At 64.5% G+C, this 15,816-nt stretch carries 17 protein-coding genes; 5 read left to right on the forward strand and 12 right to left on the reverse strand.

Going from position 1 to position 15,816, the window contains the following annotated elements:
• From gmhB to RCH14_RS10430, 3 genes are read left to right on the forward strand one after another with little or no spacing between them, the layout of a single operon-like run.
• The gene (gmhB, locus tag RCH14_RS10420) at nt 1–573 is read left to right on the forward strand and encodes a D-glycero-beta-D-manno-heptose 1,7-bisphosphate 7-phosphatase (RefSeq protein ID WP_343026056.1); all 573 of its coding nucleotides are present in this window, start codon (nt 1–3) and stop codon (nt 571–573) included.
• Between the two features lie 51 nt (nt 574–624).
• Entirely contained in the window at nt 625–1,365 is a 741-nt protein-coding gene (locus RCH14_RS10425; protein WP_258835629.1) for a 1-acyl-sn-glycerol-3-phosphate acyltransferase, read from the forward strand.
• Nucleotides 1,362–2,312 (forward strand): SprT family zinc-dependent metalloprotease, encoded by a 951-nt coding sequence (locus RCH14_RS10430; protein ID WP_343026057.1) that lies wholly within the window; start codon nt 1,362–1,364, stop codon nt 2,310–2,312. Before RCH14_RS10425 ends, RCH14_RS10430 begins: the two co-directional genes overlap by 4 nt.
• Nucleotides 2,313–2,389: 77 nt before the next feature.
• On the opposite strand, the gene RCH14_RS10435 is transcribed toward RCH14_RS10430, so the two are convergent.
• From RCH14_RS10435 to RCH14_RS10460, 6 genes are all read right to left on the reverse strand, one after another.
• A complete protein-coding gene (locus RCH14_RS10435) occupies nt 2,390–2,899 on the reverse strand; it encodes a YcxB family protein (RefSeq protein WP_343026058.1) in 510 nt (169 codons plus the stop codon).
• Nucleotides 2,900–2,994: 95 nt separating this feature from the next.
• Entirely contained in the window at nt 2,995–4,284 is a 1,290-nt protein-coding gene (waaA, locus tag RCH14_RS10440) for a lipid IV(A) 3-deoxy-D-manno-octulosonic acid transferase (RefSeq protein WP_343026059.1), read from the reverse strand.
• Nucleotide 4,285: 1 nt separating this feature from the next.
• On the reverse strand, nt 4,286–5,266 hold the full coding sequence (gene waaC, locus RCH14_RS10445; protein ID WP_343026060.1) for a lipopolysaccharide heptosyltransferase I: 981 nt from the start codon (nt 5,264–5,266) through the stop codon (nt 4,286–4,288).
• 10 nt (nt 5,267–5,276) lie between these two features.
• Entirely contained in the window at nt 5,277–6,659 is a 1,383-nt protein-coding gene (locus RCH14_RS10450) for a phosphomannomutase/phosphoglucomutase (protein WP_343026061.1), read from the reverse strand.
• Between the two features lie 243 nt (nt 6,660–6,902).
• Nucleotides 6,903–7,214 carry an H-NS histone family protein gene (locus RCH14_RS10455; protein WP_343026421.1) on the reverse strand — a complete coding sequence of 104 codons (312 nt, stop codon included), beginning with the start codon at nt 7,212–7,214 and terminating at the stop codon, nt 6,903–6,905.
• A 102-nt stretch (nt 7,215–7,316) separates the two neighbouring features.
• On the reverse strand, nt 7,317–8,411 hold the full coding sequence (locus RCH14_RS10460; protein ID WP_343026062.1) for a glycosyltransferase: 1,095 nt from the start codon (nt 8,409–8,411) through the stop codon (nt 7,317–7,319).
• 234 nt (nt 8,412–8,645) lie between these two features.
• Between RCH14_RS10460 and RCH14_RS10465 the strand changes: the two genes are divergently transcribed.
• Complete coding sequence (locus RCH14_RS10465; protein WP_343026063.1) at nt 8,646–9,494, forward strand: symmetrical bis(5'-nucleosyl)-tetraphosphatase; 849 nt, start codon at nt 8,646–8,648, stop codon at nt 9,492–9,494.
• Between the two features lies 1 nt (nt 9,495).
• Here the strand turns inward: RCH14_RS10465 and RCH14_RS10470 are convergent, their stop codons facing one another.
• The 6 genes from RCH14_RS10470 to RCH14_RS10495 are packed head-to-tail and all read right to left on the reverse strand — an operon-like array spanning nt 9,496 to nt 14,065.
• Entirely contained in the window at nt 9,496–10,239 is a 744-nt protein-coding gene (locus RCH14_RS10470; protein ID WP_343026064.1) for a lysophospholipid acyltransferase family protein, read from the reverse strand.
• 55 nt (nt 10,240–10,294) lie between these two features.
• Nucleotides 10,295–11,581, reverse strand: coding sequence for a dihydroorotase (locus tag RCH14_RS10475; RefSeq protein ID WP_343026065.1), 1,287 nt, complete (start codon nt 11,579–11,581; stop codon nt 10,295–10,297).
• A complete protein-coding gene (locus RCH14_RS10480; protein ID WP_343026066.1) occupies nt 11,578–12,552 on the reverse strand; it encodes an aspartate carbamoyltransferase catalytic subunit in 975 nt (324 codons plus the stop codon). Before RCH14_RS10480 ends, RCH14_RS10475 begins: the two co-directional genes overlap by 4 nt.
• The gene (gene pyrR / locus RCH14_RS10485; RefSeq protein WP_343026067.1) at nt 12,533–13,063 is read right to left on the reverse strand and encodes a bifunctional pyr operon transcriptional regulator/uracil phosphoribosyltransferase PyrR; all 531 of its coding nucleotides are present in this window, start codon (nt 13,061–13,063) and stop codon (nt 12,533–12,535) included. The genes RCH14_RS10480 and pyrR overlap by 20 nt, the downstream gene beginning before the upstream one ends.
• A gap of 4 nt (nt 13,064–13,067) precedes the next feature.
• Entirely contained in the window at nt 13,068–13,454 is a 387-nt protein-coding gene (ruvX, locus tag RCH14_RS10490) for a Holliday junction resolvase RuvX (RefSeq protein WP_343026068.1), read from the reverse strand.
• 26 nt (nt 13,455–13,480) lie between these two features.
• Nucleotides 13,481–14,065 (reverse strand): YqgE/AlgH family protein, encoded by a 585-nt coding sequence (locus tag RCH14_RS10495; RefSeq protein ID WP_407070068.1) that lies wholly within the window; start codon nt 14,063–14,065, stop codon nt 13,481–13,483.
• 266 nt (nt 14,066–14,331) lie between these two features.
• On the opposite strand from RCH14_RS10495, the gene RCH14_RS10500 reads away from it, so the two are divergent.
• Nucleotides 14,332–15,810 carry a deoxyribodipyrimidine photo-lyase gene (locus RCH14_RS10500; protein ID WP_343026423.1) on the forward strand — a complete coding sequence of 493 codons (1,479 nt, stop codon included), beginning with the start codon at nt 14,332–14,334 and terminating at the stop codon, nt 15,808–15,810.
• Nucleotides 15,811–15,816 lie beyond the last annotated feature (6 nt).

The following is a 15,816-nucleotide window of genomic DNA, read 5'->3' on the forward strand; positions in this document are numbered from 1 at the left end:
ATGAAACTCATCATTCTCGACCGGGACGGCGTGATCAACCACGATTCGCCCGACTTCATCAAGTCGCCGGCCGAGTGGATCCCGATCCCCGGCTCGCTCGAGGCCATCGCCCGCCTGAACCAGGCGGGCTATCGGGTGGTGCTGGCAACGAACCAGTCCGGCATTGCGCGCGGCCTGTTCGACATCGCCACGCTCAACGCCATCCACGCCAAGATGCACGCAGCGGCGCAGCTGGTGGGCGCCGACATCGACGCCATCTTCTTTTGTCCGCACGCGGCGCTCGACGCATGCGACTGCCGCAAGCCCAAGTCGGGCATGTTCGAAGAAATCGGCAAGCGCTTCAAGATCAACCTGAAAGGCGTGCCCACGGTGGGCGACTCGCTGCGCGACCTGCAGGCGGGCTTTAACCGCGGCTGCACGCCCAACCTGGTCCTGACCGGCAAGGGCGAGCGCACGCAGATGACCGGCGGTCTGCCGCCCGGCACGAAGGTCTACGCAGACCTGGCCGCGATGGTCAGCGCCCTGCTCAAGCCCGCGGCCGCCACTGGTGCTGGCGCTGCCCAGGCATCATAATCAATACAACACCACGATAAGAATAACCAGATCGTTTTGTCCGGAGCCCCTTTGCGTAATTTCAGTCTGTTTCTGCGTTCCCTGCTGTTCACGGTCGTCATGATGGTAGCGACGATCATCTGGGCTTCACTGTGCTTCCTGGCAGCCCCCCTGCCCTACAACCAGCGCTTCTGGTTCACCTCGCGCTGGAACGTCTTCATCATCTGGTGCGCGCGCGTCATCTGCGGCATCCGCTACGAATTCAAGGGCTACGACAACCTGCCCGACGCACCGGCGATCGTGCTCTCGAAGCACCAGTCGGCGTGGGAAACCATCTTCCTGCTGCCGAACCTGACGCGCCCCCTGGTCTACGTCTTCAAAAAGGAAATCCTGTACATCCCGTTCTTCGGCTGGGCCATGGGTTTGCTGCGCATGATCCCGATCGACCGCAAGCAGGGCAAGAACGCGTTCTCGCATGTGGTGCGCCACGGTAAACGCCGCCTGGCCGACGGCCAGTGGATTATCATGTTCCCCGAAGGGACCCGCATCCCGGTGGGCCGCAAGGGCAAGTACAAGAGCGGCGGCGCGCGCCTGGCGGTCGAGACCCAGGCAGTGGTGGTGCCGATCGCGCATAATTCCGGCGAGTGCTGGCCCAAGAATTCGTTCATCAAACGGCCCGGAACCATCACGGTATCGGTCGGAAAACCGATATCGCCGCAAGGCCATACCCCTGACAGCTTGATGCAAGAGGTAGAAAATTGGATAGAATCGGAAATGCGCGTCATTTCGCCCCACGCCTACAAAGGTGGTTGAGCGACGTTAGCACCCAGATCAGGAATTCGCGTCCGCAGGAGCCGGTCGCGTCGTCGAAGATCGACGGCGACCAGCTCGAACTGTTTGCACAAGAATTCTTTGCGGCGCTCAAGCCTTCCGACAGGCCGGCGCCGCCATCCCAGCCGCTATTCAAGGCGCCGCCGGCGCCGCCCCGCACCAGGCTTCCTTCGCCGCCCGTCGGCCCGCAAGACCCTCCCCTCAAACGCATCGCGCTCGGCCAGCATTACATCGACTATGCGCTGCGCCGCTCGTCGCGCCGCTCGATCGGCTTCATGATCGACGACGACGGCCTGCGCGTGACCGCGCCGCGCCGCGTGACGCAGGACGACATCGAGAACGCGCTGCGCGCCAAGAGCCGCTGGATCATCACCAAGCTGCTCGAACGCGGCGAGCGGCGCGAGCTGCGCCAGCAACGCGCACCGGTCGTCTGGGTCGACGGCGCCATGCTGCCCTTCATGGGCGGCGAAATCACGCTACGGCTCGAGCCGGCCACGCGCAGCCATTGCCGGTTTGACGAAGCCACGCGCGAACTGGCGATCGGCGTGGTGCCCGGGCTGGCCGAGTGGCAGCTCAAGGAACGGGTCAAGCTGTGGTTCCAGGCCGAGGCCAAGCGCGTGTTCACCGAGCGCCTGGACCACTACGCGCCGCGTCTGAACGTGCGCTATCAAACCTGCACGCTGTCGTCGGCCGGTTCACGCTGGGGTTCGTGCACGGTGGGCGGGAGCATTCGTCTGAACTGGCGCCTGATCCACTATCCGCTGGCGTTGATCGACTACGTGGTCGCGCACGAACTGGCGCATCTGCGCGAGATGAACCACAGCCCGGCGTTCTGGGCCACGGTGGCAGAGGTGTATCCGGACTACGATGGCGCGCGCCTGGCGCTGCGCAAGCAATCGCACCAGATGCCGGTATTGTTTGACGAGTAGGCAGGCCGCTGGCCTGCGGGGGTAGTGCAGAAGTAGTGCCGGTCAGCGCCGGCGCTGTGTCATGTTCTGTGTCGTGCTCAGTGCAGACTCGAAGCATGGCGCGCCGCCGCCAGAGCGCGCATGGTCGCGGTCTGCTGCTGCGACAGGCAGCGAAACGGGATCGGCAGCGTGCCCCTTTCGAGCACCATCATGAAGCCGCGCGAGTAGGTGCGCACGGCAGCCACGTCGGCCCATTCGATCAGCGTCACGCCGCCACTGGTGCGCACGATGCCGTGGGCATCGATGGTGAATTCATAGGTGCGGCGCCCACGTCCGAGCAGCACGAAGTTCAGCCCCGCGCTCAGCGTGCTGCGCAGGCGCAGCAGGAAGCCCGCAGGCCAGCGCACGCGCCGCCGACGGATCAAAAAGCCCCCGTGCTGCCACATGAAGCTGACGTATTCGGCCAGCGAATAGCGCACGAAAAAATGCAGTGCATCGAGCGGCAGCACGCTTGCCGCTTGCTGCGTTACCAGCGCATGGTCGGCCAGGCTAGAGCCCAGGATCGCTCCCAGCGTGTCGGCTGTCCCTTCCTGAACCCGAAGAGACACTGGCTCTCCATCACTGCCTGGTGTCGCGCGATTCATTGACAACATGGCGCATCCCCTTTAGTTATATAGCATGCAGATGAGAATGGTAACAAAACCTATCCAATAAGCCGTTGCACGAGTTCAACAGTGCGCAGGGTCGCGCCGCGGTGGCGACCGGCGAAAGCCAGTGCCCTGGCGCCCATCGCCGCGCGCTCTGCGTCGCCCTGCAGCAGGCGCGCCGCTGCAGCGACGAGCGCATCGACGTCCGGGACCCGCAAGGCGGCGCCGCTATCGACCGCGTCGATCGTCGCATCGAGAAAATTGAACGTGTGTTCGCCCACCAGCACCGGCTTGCCCAGTGAGCAGGCTTCGATCAGGTTCTGGCCGCCCAGCGGCAACAGGCTGCCGCCGATATAGGCGCAGTCGCAAGCAGCGTAATAGGCGAACATCTCGCCCATCGAGTCGCCCAGCAGGACATCAGCATCAATCGCGGCGGTGGCATCCTCCCCATCCAGCTGCGAGCGGCGCGCGAGCGTCAAGCCGCTTGCCTCGACCAGCCTTGCCACGTCATCGAAGCGCTGCGGATGGCGTGGCACCAGCAACAGCAAGGCGTGCTGCGGCTTGTCGCGGTTCTGCCGCCATGCCTCCAGGATCAGTGTCTCTTCGCCTTCGCGCGTGCTCGCGCACAAAAATACCGGTCGGCGCGCCGCGCCGTCGATGCGCGTGCGCAGCCAGGCGCCCTTCTCCAGAGCCGCCTGCGGGGGCACGATGTCGAACTTGACGCTGCCGGTGACGACGACGTTCGGCGCGCCCAGCGACGCAATGCGCGCCGCATCGGCGTCGGTCTGCGCCGCCACCAGCGCAAACGAGCGCGCCGCTTCCAGCATCACGGCGCCGGCCTTGCGGCCCCGCTTGAGCGAGCGTTCGGACAGGCGCGCATTGGCCAGCACGATCGGCACGCCTTGCCGCGTGCAGGCGTGGATCAGGTTCGGCCAGACCTCGGTCTCCATCAGGATGCAGGCACGCGGACGATAACGGCGCAGGAAGCGCGTCGTCATCCATCCCGTGTCGTACGGCAGGTAGGCCTGCACGACGCGCTCGCCATGGTGCGCAAACAGGTCGCGCCCGGTGGCGCGGCCGGTCGGCGTCATGTGGGTCAGCAGGATCCGGCAGTCGGGATAGGCCAGCAGCAGCGCATCGACCAGCGGCTCGCTGGCACGCGTCTCGCCGACCGACACCGCATGCACCATGATCGTGGGCCGATCGCCAGCCACGGGCCCGCCAACGGACAGGCGCTCATCCCAATGGGCGCGGTAGCCCGGTTCCTTGCGGCCGCGCCACCATAAGCGGCCCAGCACGACCGGCATGGCCAGCCACCAGAGCCCCGAGTACAGCGTGCGGTTCATGTCATGCCGGCGCCAGCAGGCGCCGTGCAGCCGCGATGACGTCGCCGCTCGACGGCGGCGCGCCCAGGTCGCCCAGGTTGACGATGCGATCGGACCAGTTGCCTTCGGTCTTCCACTTCGGCGAATCGCAGTAAATTTCGATCGTCGGCCGCACGAAGGCGGCGGCGATGTGGGTCAGGCCCGTGTCGACGCCCACCGCAAGGCGCGCGTGCTGCGCCAGCAGTACCGCGTCCATCATCGACAATTTCGGCAGCACGCGCGCATTGGGCATCGCTGCCGCCAGCGCCTGGGCATCCTCGTGTTCGGCCTTCGAGCCCCACGGCAGCAGCACCGGCATCGGCGCGAGCGCCGCGCCCAATGCGATCCAGTTGGCATCGGCCCACTTCTTGGCCGCGCGCGCCGTGCCATGGAAGAAGACCGCGTAGTCTTCTTGCGGCAGGAACGCCGGCCGCGTGTCGCTGCCCGGCGCCGGCAACCCGAACTCGGGGGCCGAATCGACGCTGTAGTCCAGCGCAGCACCGGCGACCATGCGTCCGCGCGCCACCGCATGGGTGCGCGGATTCAACGGGATGCTGTCGGTATGGAAGATACGCGAGATGCCTTCATAGCCCGAGCCTTCGCTGCCATTGGCCAGGCCGACCTTCCTGCCGCCGTTGCGCACGCGCGCCGCGCCCATGATGATGCCGGTCTTGAGCAGGCCCTGGGTGTCGAACACATAGTCGTATTCTTCTTCGCGCAGCGTGCGGAAGAACGTGCGGATCTCGGCCCGCGTTTCCTTCTTGCCCAGGCTCTTGCGCCAGCGGCGCAGCGACCACGGGATGATCTTGCGCACGTTGGGGTTGAGGCGCACGAGGCTCACATAGCCCTCTTCCACCACCCAGTCGATCGTGGCGCCCGGATGCTCGCGCAGCAGGTCGGCCACCATCGGCAGGTTATGCAGCACGTCGCCCAGAGACGACACGCGCACGAGCAGGATCTTCAAGCGACTGCCCTCAGAACGGCAGGTCTGCATCCGGCTTGGCAGCCAGGATCACGGTCTTGAACTCGGCCTGGATGCGCGCCAGTGCTTCCGGCGATTCGCCTTCGAAGCGCAGCACCACGACCGGCGTCGTGTTCGACGAGCGGGCCAGGCCGAAGCCATCGGCGTACTCGACACGCAGGCCGTCGATGTCGTTGATTTTTTCGGATGTCGGGAACGTGGCGTTGGCGCGCAGGTGGTCGATCAGCGTGAAGTTCTCGCCCTCTTGCAGCTGCAGGTGCAGTTCCGGCGTGCTGCTGGCCATCGGCAGGCTGTTGAGCAGCGCCGACGGATCCTGCTGCTTGGTCAAAATCTCGAGCATGCGCGCGCCGGCATACATGCCGTCGTCGAAGCCGTACCAGCGTTCCTTGAAGAAGATGTGGCCGCTCATCTCTCCGCCCAGCGGCGCGCCGGTTTCCTTCAGCTTGGCCTTGACCAGCGAGTGGCCGGTTTTCCACATCAGCGGTTTGCCGCCATGCTGCTCGATGTACGGCGCCAGGTGGCGCGTGCACTTGACGTCATACAGGATCTCGCCGCCAGGAACGCGCGAGAGCACGTCGGCTGCGAACAGCATCATCTGACGGTCCGGGAAGATGATCTGGCCATCCTTGGTGACGATGCCGAGGCGGTCGCCATCGCCATCGAAGGCCAGGCCGATTTCGGCATCGGTCTGTTGCAGCGCGCGAATCAGGTCTTGCAGGTTTTCCGGGTGCGCCGGGTCGGGATGGTGGTTCGGGAAGGTGCCGTCGACTTCGCAGAACAGCTCGACCACGTCGGCGCCCATGCCGCGATACAGCTCGCCCGCGAACGCGCCGGCCACGCCGTTGCCGCAGTCGATGGCGATCTTGATCGGGCGCGCCAGCTTGACGTCGCCGATGATGCGCTCGAGGTAGGCGGCGCGGATGTCGTGGGTGCTGTAGCCGCCGCGCTGCGCCGCGATCGCGCCGTCATACACTGCAATGCTGTCGTGCAGGCCCGTGATGGCGTCGCCATAGATGGCTTCGCCGGCCAGGACCATCTTGAAGCCGTTGTAGTCGGGCGGGTTGTGGCTGCCGGTGACCATGATGCCCGAACGGGTGTCGAGGACATTGGTGCCGAAATAGACCATCGGCGTGGCGACCATGCCCAGATCGATCACGTCGACGCCGGCGTCACGCAAGCCTTCGCTCAATGCACCAGCCAGCTCAGGGCCGGACAGGCGGCCATCGCGGCCGATGACGACGCTGCTCTCTCCCTTGGCCAGCGCGGCGGCGCCGAATGCACGACCGATATGACGCGCGATGCCGGCGTCCAGGGTCTTGTCAATGATGCCGCGAATATCGTAGGCCTTGAAAATCGTTTTGGAGAGAGCAACCATTTTGTTTCCTGGAATATTGGAGGATTGATAAGTATCCACTATTGTAACGGCAAGCGTGGCCGGTAGGGGAATGGCGCGCGCGTGCGCAAGCCGAGCCGGGAGCCGCACTCAAAGAATCACAAGGGGATACAGAAAATAGCAAAGGCCGCGAATGCGCGCCAGATTCGATGGCAGCACGCCACCGGCGCCGGCGCTGGAGAAGCGCACGGCGCACGCTCCGCGAGGCGGAGCGGTACAAAGTGCTTAGACGCGCAGGTCGTCGATCGACTTGCCGCCTTCGACCCATTCCTTGACCCACTTTGGTTGACGGCCACGGCCGGTCCACTGCTGGCTGGAATCCTGTGGGTGACGGTAACGCACGGCGACGGTGGCGCCTTTCGAACCGCGGCCGGTAGCTGCCATCAGTTCTTTGAGCGGCATGCCAACGCTTTGCGCGATTGCCAGGATTTGTTCGCGTGCTTTCTGCACTTCCTGGGTTTCACGCGTTTTCATTTCCTGCTTGATTTGTTCTTGCAGGTTGCGCAAATCGCCTACCGACATATTCGACAGATCCATCATCGTTCCTCGTTCGTTAAAAATTGAATGCAGATTCAGCAATTGCTGGCTATCGGTGAATACTCACCAAATGTCGCAATATACTACATCAATAATATCCAGTCAGTCTTTCTTGCTTAAAAAAAGCCAGCGCGGGGACTTGAATCGAACGATACGCCCATACAACCACAGGTAACTGATTATGAACAACAGACAGAACACCATCAATGCGCTCGTGCTTTCCCAGAACACGGTTGCCGGTATCACTGCGAGCAATGAAATCAGCCATAAATAAGGCGAAGTGCGCGCATTGCGTTTCATCAGTGCGCGTGCTTCACGCGGGCCCACCGTCCATTGCACGATGCGCCGAAAAATCAAACTATGCAAGTGAATACCGTCGGGCAGCGTCGGCGATTTACCACGGACAAACATGCGGCGGTATGCAGAGAATATGGTTTCAAATGCAGGGTAAATGAGCAGCAGTGCCGCGTACCAGGTCGAGACCGCCGGATTGCGCATCACCAGCAGCAGGGCCAGCTCGCCCAGCAAAAATCCGAGGAAATACGCCCCGCCATCGCCCAGGAAAATCAGCCCGACCGGATAATTCCAGATCAGGAAGCCGGCCGTGGCGCCGGCGACAATCAAGGCTGCCACCAGCACGAACATATCGCCCACCTGCAAGGCGACGTAGGACAGCGACAGCAGCATGAAAATGCTGATCACGCCGGCCAGGCCATTGAAGCCGTCGATGATGTTGATGGCATTGGCAACGCCGGCCACGGCCATTAATGTCAGCGGCAGCACGATCCAGATCGATTCGAGCGGCACCACCGTCCATGGCAAATCGAGCCGGCCGATACCCGCATCGAGCAGCCAATAGCCAAGCCCCGCCGCCAGCATCGTCAGGAACAGGCGACGACTCGGCGAGACCTTTCCCGTATAGTCTTCGGCAATGCCGCCGGCCATGGCAATCGAGGCACAGGCAATCAAGGTTGCCAGCCACGCGGCCATTTGCGGCTGGCGCAAGATCGATAAACCGGACGCTACCACCACCGCCAAAAAGATGGGAATCCCGCCAATGCGCGCGACCGCATGCGTATGGTTCTTCTGTACGCCGGTAAAATCACCATCGAGTCCCAGGCCATGTTTTCGCGCGGTCTTGATGACCAAGAGCGTGAGCAGTGCGCAGGAAAGGAAACTGACAAAAAACGAGAACATTATTGTTTTCTTTCGGTGGATCAGCCAAGGCACGCTATTCATCAACGGAAAACCGGCCTTATTGTACCGGACTGGACGTCAATGACGGCGCGTGTATTTATCTTGCCACCCGCTTGCGCGGCGACGCAAAACACCCCTCGCGTGCAAAATCATTTAGTATCCGCCAAAGCATCACGTCCACCCTCTTTCACAACGCCAGGCAACAGGACTGCGATGTCCTGCCAGAACAAGAATATGACGACCTACGCCATTGGCGACCTCCAAGGCTGCGCGCATGAAGCGCAGCTGCTGCTCGACCGTATTGCCCTCGTGGCGGGCGACGACGCGCGCATCCTGTTCGTGGGTGACCTGATCAACCGCGGCCCCGAATCGCTCATGGCGCTGCGGCGCATGAAGGCGCTCAATGAATCGAGCGGCGGGCGGGTCGATGCCCTGCTCGGCAACCACGACCTGCACCTGATCGCGGTGGCGGGCGGTGTCCAGCGCCTCAGCCGCTCCGACACGCTCGACGAGATCCTGGCCGCCCCCGACCGCGATGCACTCATCGCCTGGCTGCGCGCACGGCCGCTGGCGATGTTCGTCGACAATCACCTGCTGGTGCACGCCGGCGTGGCGCCGCAATGGGATGCGGTGCAGACGATGGCGCTGGCCGGCGAAGTCGAACGCATGTTGCAGGGCGATGGCTGGCTCGACTTCCTGAGCCAGATGTACGGCAACCAGCCCGACCGCTGGGACGACGGTTTGACGGGCATCGAACGCCTGCGCTGCATCGTCAATGCGCTCACGCGCATGCGCCTGTGCGCCCCCGACGGCGCGATGGATTTCAAGCACAAGGAAACCGATACCGGCCCGACCGGCAGCGACCTGCTGCCATGGTTCGACCTGCCGGCACGCCGGACGCAGGACGTGACGGTGGTATTCGGCCACTGGTCGGCGCTGGGCGTGGTGCAGCGGCCCAACCTGGTCGGGCTGGACAGCGGCTGCGTGTGGGGTGGCAAGTTGACGGCCGTGTGCCTGGATGACCGCACGCTGCTGCAGGTGGATTGTCCCGAGTACCGGGAACACGGCGGCAAGCAGCGTTGAATCAGCGTGGAGGTACGTTGGCCACCGCAGTTGCCACCGCCTCCTGCGACGCCTGCGCCAGTTCGCGCCGGTGCGCACCGTGGCTCTCGAGAGGCGCCAGGCAGGTCAGGCGCGCCGTGACCGGTGGCCCCTGCAAAATCCGGAACAGGCTGTCGACAAAGGTCGTCTCGCCGATATACTCGATCGACGGATGGTGCGCACCATCGGCGCCGACATAGGCCAGCGCATACGGCTGCACCGGCACGCCGGCATCGACCGCCGCCTCGAACAGATTGGCGTGAAACGGCAGCACCTGGCCTTGCAGGCCGGTCGTGCCTTCCGGGAACAACGCGACGCGCTCCCCCTTCTGCAACACATCGACCAGGCCCTTGAACACGTGGCGCAACTCGCGCCGGTTGCCGCGTGCGATGAACACGGTGCCAGCGCCGGCGGCCAGGCGCCCCATCACGGGCCAGGCGCGAATCTCGGCCTTGGCCACGAAGCGGCACGGGTTCAACGCATTGATGACGAAGATGTCGAGCCACGACACGTGGTTGGCCACCACCAGCGCGTGCGCGAGTGCGGGCACACCCAGTGCCGGCGCAACGTTCACGCGGCACAGGCGCAGCAGGCGCGCTGACCAGCCGCGCGTCAGGCGGGCGCGCAAACGGGGAGACGCCAGGGGAAACACCAGCGCGCACGTGGCCAGTCCTTCGCACAGATGGACGGTGACGCGCGCGAGGCGCCAGGCAAGCCGGATATTCAAGATAATGAGCGCCGTAAAGGCGCGCGCTTCAAGCGAAGCGCGCGCGATGGTTGCATCAACGCTGGTAAGCCACGCGGCCGCGCACGACTGTCGCGCGCACCTGCCCGGCCAGCTCGTAGCCGAGGAATGGCGTGTGCTTGCCCTGGCTGGCCAGCGCCTTGCCGTCCACCGTCCAGCGTGCGGCCGGGTCGAACAGCACGACATCGGCTGCTGCGCCCACGCCCAGCGTGCCAGCCGGCAGGCCGGCAATGCGCGCCGCTTCGCAGGTGATCTTGCCGATCGCCAGCGCCAGCGCGCCCTGCGCGCCGTGCGGTTGGTCTTGCGCCCACTTGAGCGTGAGCGCCAGCAGCAGCTCGAGGCCCGTGGCGCCGGGCGAGGCTTCGCCGAACGGCAGCAGCTTTTCGTCGTCGTCGACCGGCGTGTGGTCGGAGCAGATCGCATCGACCGTGCCATCGACGAGCGCGGCGCGGATCGCGTCGCGGTCGCGCTGCGAGCGCAGCGGCGGCGTCAGGCGCGCGTTGGAATCGAAGAAACCGATGTCGGCGTCGGTCATGTGCAGGTGGTGCACGCCCACGTCGGCCGTCAGGTTCAGGCCTTCTTTCTTGGCGGCGCGAATCAGGTCCAGGCCCGCAGCGGATGAAATGCGGCACAGGTGCACGCGCGCGCCGGTGGCGCGCATCAGCTCGAAGATCGTGTGCAGCGCGATGGTCTCGGACATCACCGGCACGCCGGACAGGCCGAGACGCGAGGCCAGCGGACCGGCATGGGCCACGCCGCCGCGGCCGATGTGCGCGTCCTGCGGACGCAGCCACACGGTGTACTCGAACGTCTTCGCGTACTGCATCGCGCGCAGCAGCACGGTGGTGTCGAGGATCGGTTCCTCGGCCTGCGCGAAGCCGATGCAGCCGGCTTCGGTCAGTTCGGCCATCTCGGTCAGCGCCTGGCCTTTCAGGCCCACCGTCAGTGCGCCCAGCGGGTGCACATTGGCCTGGTCGACGATGCGCGCGCGGTGCTTGAGCATCTCGACCAGGCCCGGTTCGTCGAGCACCGGGTCGGTGTCGGGCGGGCAGACCAGCGTGGTCACGCCGCCCTGCATCGCCGCCTGTAGTTCGGATTCGAGGGTGGCCTTGTATTCGTAGCCAGGCTCGCGCAGGCGCGCCGACAGGTCGACCAGGCCCGGTGCGACCACGAGGCCGCTCGCGTCGATGCTCTGGTCGGCCGCAAAGCCGGCCGGTGCGGTGCCGATGGCCGCGATCTTGCCATCGACGATGAACAGGTCTTGCACGGCGTCGACGCCGTGCGCCGGGTCGATCACGCGCCCGTTCTTGATATGGAGTTTCATGCGTGGGTTCCTGCCAAAATGCTCATCACTGCCATCCGTACCGCGATCCCGAACGTCACCTGCGGCAGGATTACCGCCTGGCTGCCATCGGCCACGGCCGAGTCGATCTCGACGCCGCGGTTCATTGGCCCCGGGTGCATCACGATCGCATCGGGTTTGGCCAGCGCCAGACGCTCGGGCGTCAGGCCGTAGCTCTTGAAGTATTCTTGCGCCGACGGCAGCAGCGCGCCGCTCATGCGTTCGTTCTGCAGGCGCAGCATGATGATCACGTCGACGTCCTTCAAGCCTTCGTCCATGTTGGTGAAGGTGCGCACGCCCATCTGATCCAGGCCGCCCGGCAGCAGCGTGTGCGGGCCAATGGCGCGCACTTCGGGCACGCCCAGCGTGGTCAGCGCGTGGATGTCCGAGCGCGCCACGCGGCTGTGCAGGATATCGCCGACGATCGCCACGCGCAGGTTCGTGAAGTCTTTCTTGTAGTGCCGGATCGTGTACATGTCGAGCAGGCCCTGGGTCGGGTGCGCGTGGCGCCCGTCACCGGCATTGACGACGTGGACATCCGAGCGCGTGCGGTTCAGGTGCTGCGCGATCATGTATGGCGCGCCCGATTGCGCGTGGCGCACCACGAACATGTCGGCGTGCATCGCGGCCAGGTTGTCGATCGTGTCGAGCAGCGACTCGCCCTTGGTGGTCGACGATGCCTGGATGTTCAGGTTGATGACGTCGGCCGACAGGCGCTTGGACGCGATCTCGAACGTGGTACGGGTGCGCGTCGAATTTTCGAAGAACAGGTTGAACACGCTCTTGCCGCGCATGAGCGGGACCTTCTTGACTTCGCGGTCAGAGATCCCCACGAAGCTCGACGCGGTGTCGAGGATGTGGTTGATGTGCGACTTCTTGAGGCCCTCGATGGTGAGCAGGTGTTGCAGCTCGCCGTTCTTGTTCAGTTGCGGATTATTGTGCAGGATCGGCATTGTCTTGTTCGATGGTGAGCGAAAGTTGGCCTGTCTCATCGCGCTGCAGGCACAGCGACTCGTTGGCCTCGAGCGTGGCATGGACGCCGACGAAATCGGCGGCCACCGGCAGCTCGCGCCCGCCCCGGTCGGCCAGCGTGGCCAGACGGATGCAGGCCGGACGGCCGTAGTCGAACAGCACGTTGATCGCCGCGCGCGTGGTGCGGCCGGTCTGCAGGACGTCGTCGACCAGCACCACGGTGGCGCCGTCGACCGCGAAGCGGATATGGGTTGGTTTCACGTCCGGGTGCAGGCCCTTGCGCGCATAGTCGTCGCGGTAGAACGAGACGTCGATGGCGCCCAGGCGATGTGTCAGGTCGAGGTCGCGCGCGAGGCGCTCGGCCAGCCAGGCGCCGCCGGAATGGATGCCGACGATGGCCGGATCGGCAACGCCGTCCAGGCCCGCGCGGACTTGTGCCAGCAGCTCGCGGTAGAGCGCTTCGGCATCGAATGCGTGTTTGTTGGTGGGCATAGGGTTAACGTGATGCGTCAAAATACTGTTGCAAAATAATCGCGGCCGCCTTGTCGTCGATGATGTCGCCGCGCTTCGATGCGATCACGGCCGACGAATAGCGTTCATCGACCAGTTCGACGGGAAGATTGAAGCGGCCATGCAGCTGGTTGGCAAAGCGGCGGCTGCGCAGCGTCATGTCGTGCTCGGCGCCATCGGGATGGCGCGGCTCGCCGACGATCAGGCGCGCCGGCTGCCATTCGGCAATCAGGTCGCCAATGATCTTGAAGCGGGTGGCGTTGTCGATCGCGCTGACGACTTTCAGCGGCTGGGCTTGCCCGGTCAGGGTGTTGCCCATGGCAATGCCAATCCGCTTGATGCCGAAGTCGAAGCCCAGGACGATATCAACCATGCCCGCCGTTCTGGTACGCGAACGCCTTACGCATGGCCGGCCTCGGTGGCGAGCATCAATGGATCGATGCCCAGGAGCTTGATGGCAGCGTGGTAGCGCTCTTCGATCGGCAGGTCGAACAGCACGCGCGCGTCGGCGCCGACGGTGAGCCAGCCATTGCGCGAGATTTCTTCTTCGAGCTGGCCCGGGCTCCAGCCGGCGTAGCCGATGGAAACGAGCATGCGCGCCGGGCCACCGCCATTGGCGACGGCTTCGAGCACGTCGATCGAGGTCGTAAACGAGACGTCGTCGGTGACAATCAGCGACGACGAATAGCGCCCGCCCGGCGAATGCAGCACGAAGCCGCGGTCGTCTTGCACAGGGCCGCCGAACATGATCGGCTCGTCGACGACGGTGGCGCGCAGGCCTTCGGCCAGCTTGAGGTCGACGCGGTCGAACAGGGTTTCCATCGTCATGTCGGTCGGCTTGTTGATGACCACGCCAAGCACGCCCTTGTCATTGTGCTCGCACACGTAGACGACGGTGCCGCCGAAGACGGGGTCCTGGATCGACGGCATGGCGATCAGGAAGTGGTTCGCCAGGTTCAGGCCGGATGCTGCAGGGCCCGCCATGGTTGGGGAGCCATCCTGCTCACGAGGCATGCCAGGCATGGGAAGAGTTTGGCCAACTTTGGTTTTTTTCATACGATTGCTCTCAAAAGGCGCACTCTCGCGTTGTTACTTCTGTTGAACGGCTGCCAGGCATCTGCAGAACAACCTTACGCTTTTCGACAGTTTACACCCATTTGCCCCGTGAGCCATTGGAAGCATTACTCGGGCGCCACACGTTTCGATGATGGGCAGTAAAATCTGGGTCCACGTTGACCTCGCACACGATGATGAATTCAAGCAAGTCTTTAGTCTGGTTCCGCCGCGATCTGCGCGCGTTCGACCACGCCGCCCTGCACCACGCCCTGCGTTCGTCGCAACAGGTGTATTGCGTGTTCGTCTACGACACCGATATCCTCGATGAGTTGCCACAGGATGACCGGCGTCTGCGTTTCATCCATGCCAGCCTGGCCCAACTGGACGCCGAATTGCGTCGTCTTGGAGGCTACCTGATCGTGCGCCACGGCAGCGCGCGCGATGAAGTCGCAGCTCTGGCGGAAGAACTCGGGATCGATGCCGTGCATGCCGGCAGCGACTATGAACCGTCGGCCATTGCCCGCGATCTGAAGGTGGCAGAGAAACTGGCCGTGCGCGACTGCGCCTTCCATACCTACAAGGACCAGGTCATCTTCGAGAAGCAGGAAGTGCTCACGCTCGCCGGTGGCGTCTTCTCGGTGTTTACGCCATACAAGAACGCCTGGCTCAAGCGCCTGGCGGCACATCCCGAGACGCTGGCCAGCTATCCGGTCGATGCTCATGCGCACACGTTCGCGCCGCCCACCGGTGCGCCGCCTTCCCTGCCAGCACTCGAAGACATCGGCTTCACGTCGGGCGAGCCGCCGCTACCGGCCGGGATGGATGGGGCGGAAGAACTGTTCGAGGCCTTTGTCAGCGAAATGGCCGACTATGGCCGCGCGCGCGACTTTCCGGCCGAGGAAGGCACCTCGCGGCTGTCGGCGCACCTGCGCTTTGGCACCACGTCAATCCGCCACCTGGTGCGCAGCGCCCACGAGATGGTGCAGTCCGGCACCGGCGGTACCGGCGCGTCCGTGTGGCTGTCCGAACTGATCTGGCGCGACTTTTACGCGATGGTACTGTCGCAGAACCCGCACGTGGTCGAACGTTCGTTCAAGCCGGCGTACGATGCGGTCGAGTGGGAGACCGGCGACGAGGCCGACGCGCTGTTCGCGGCCTGGTGCGAAGGCCGCACCGGGTATCCGCTGGTCGATGCGGCGATGCTGCAGCTGAACCGGACGGGCTTCATGCACAACCGGCTGCGCATGGTCACGGCGAGCTTCCTGACCAAGGATCTCGGCATCGACTGGCGCCGCGGCGAGCGCTATTTCGCGCGCCAGCTCAATGACTACGACCTGGCCTCGAACAACGGCGGCTGGCAGTGGGCAGCGTCGACCGGGTGCGATGCGCAGCCGTGGTTCCGGATCTTCAATCCGATCACGCAATCGACGCGCTTCGATGCACGCGGGGAGTTCATCCGGCGCTATCTGCCGCAACTGGCGCAGCTCGACGGCAAGCAGATTCACGCGCCGTGGCTGGTGAAGTCTGACGTGCTGGCGGCGCGCGGGATCGTGCTGGGCCGCGATTATCCGGCGCCGGTCGTGGAGCACGACGCGGCGCGAAAACGCACGCTGGAACGCTTTGCGGTGGTGAAGAAAGTAGTGGCGGAGGAGGACGAGGCGAACGACGACTGATCGCCG

The sequence above is a fragment of the Massilia sp. MP_M2 genome (assembly GCF_039123635.1).
In the GTDB taxonomy this organism is placed as follows: Bacteria; Pseudomonadota; Gammaproteobacteria; order Burkholderiales; family Burkholderiaceae_D; genus Telluria.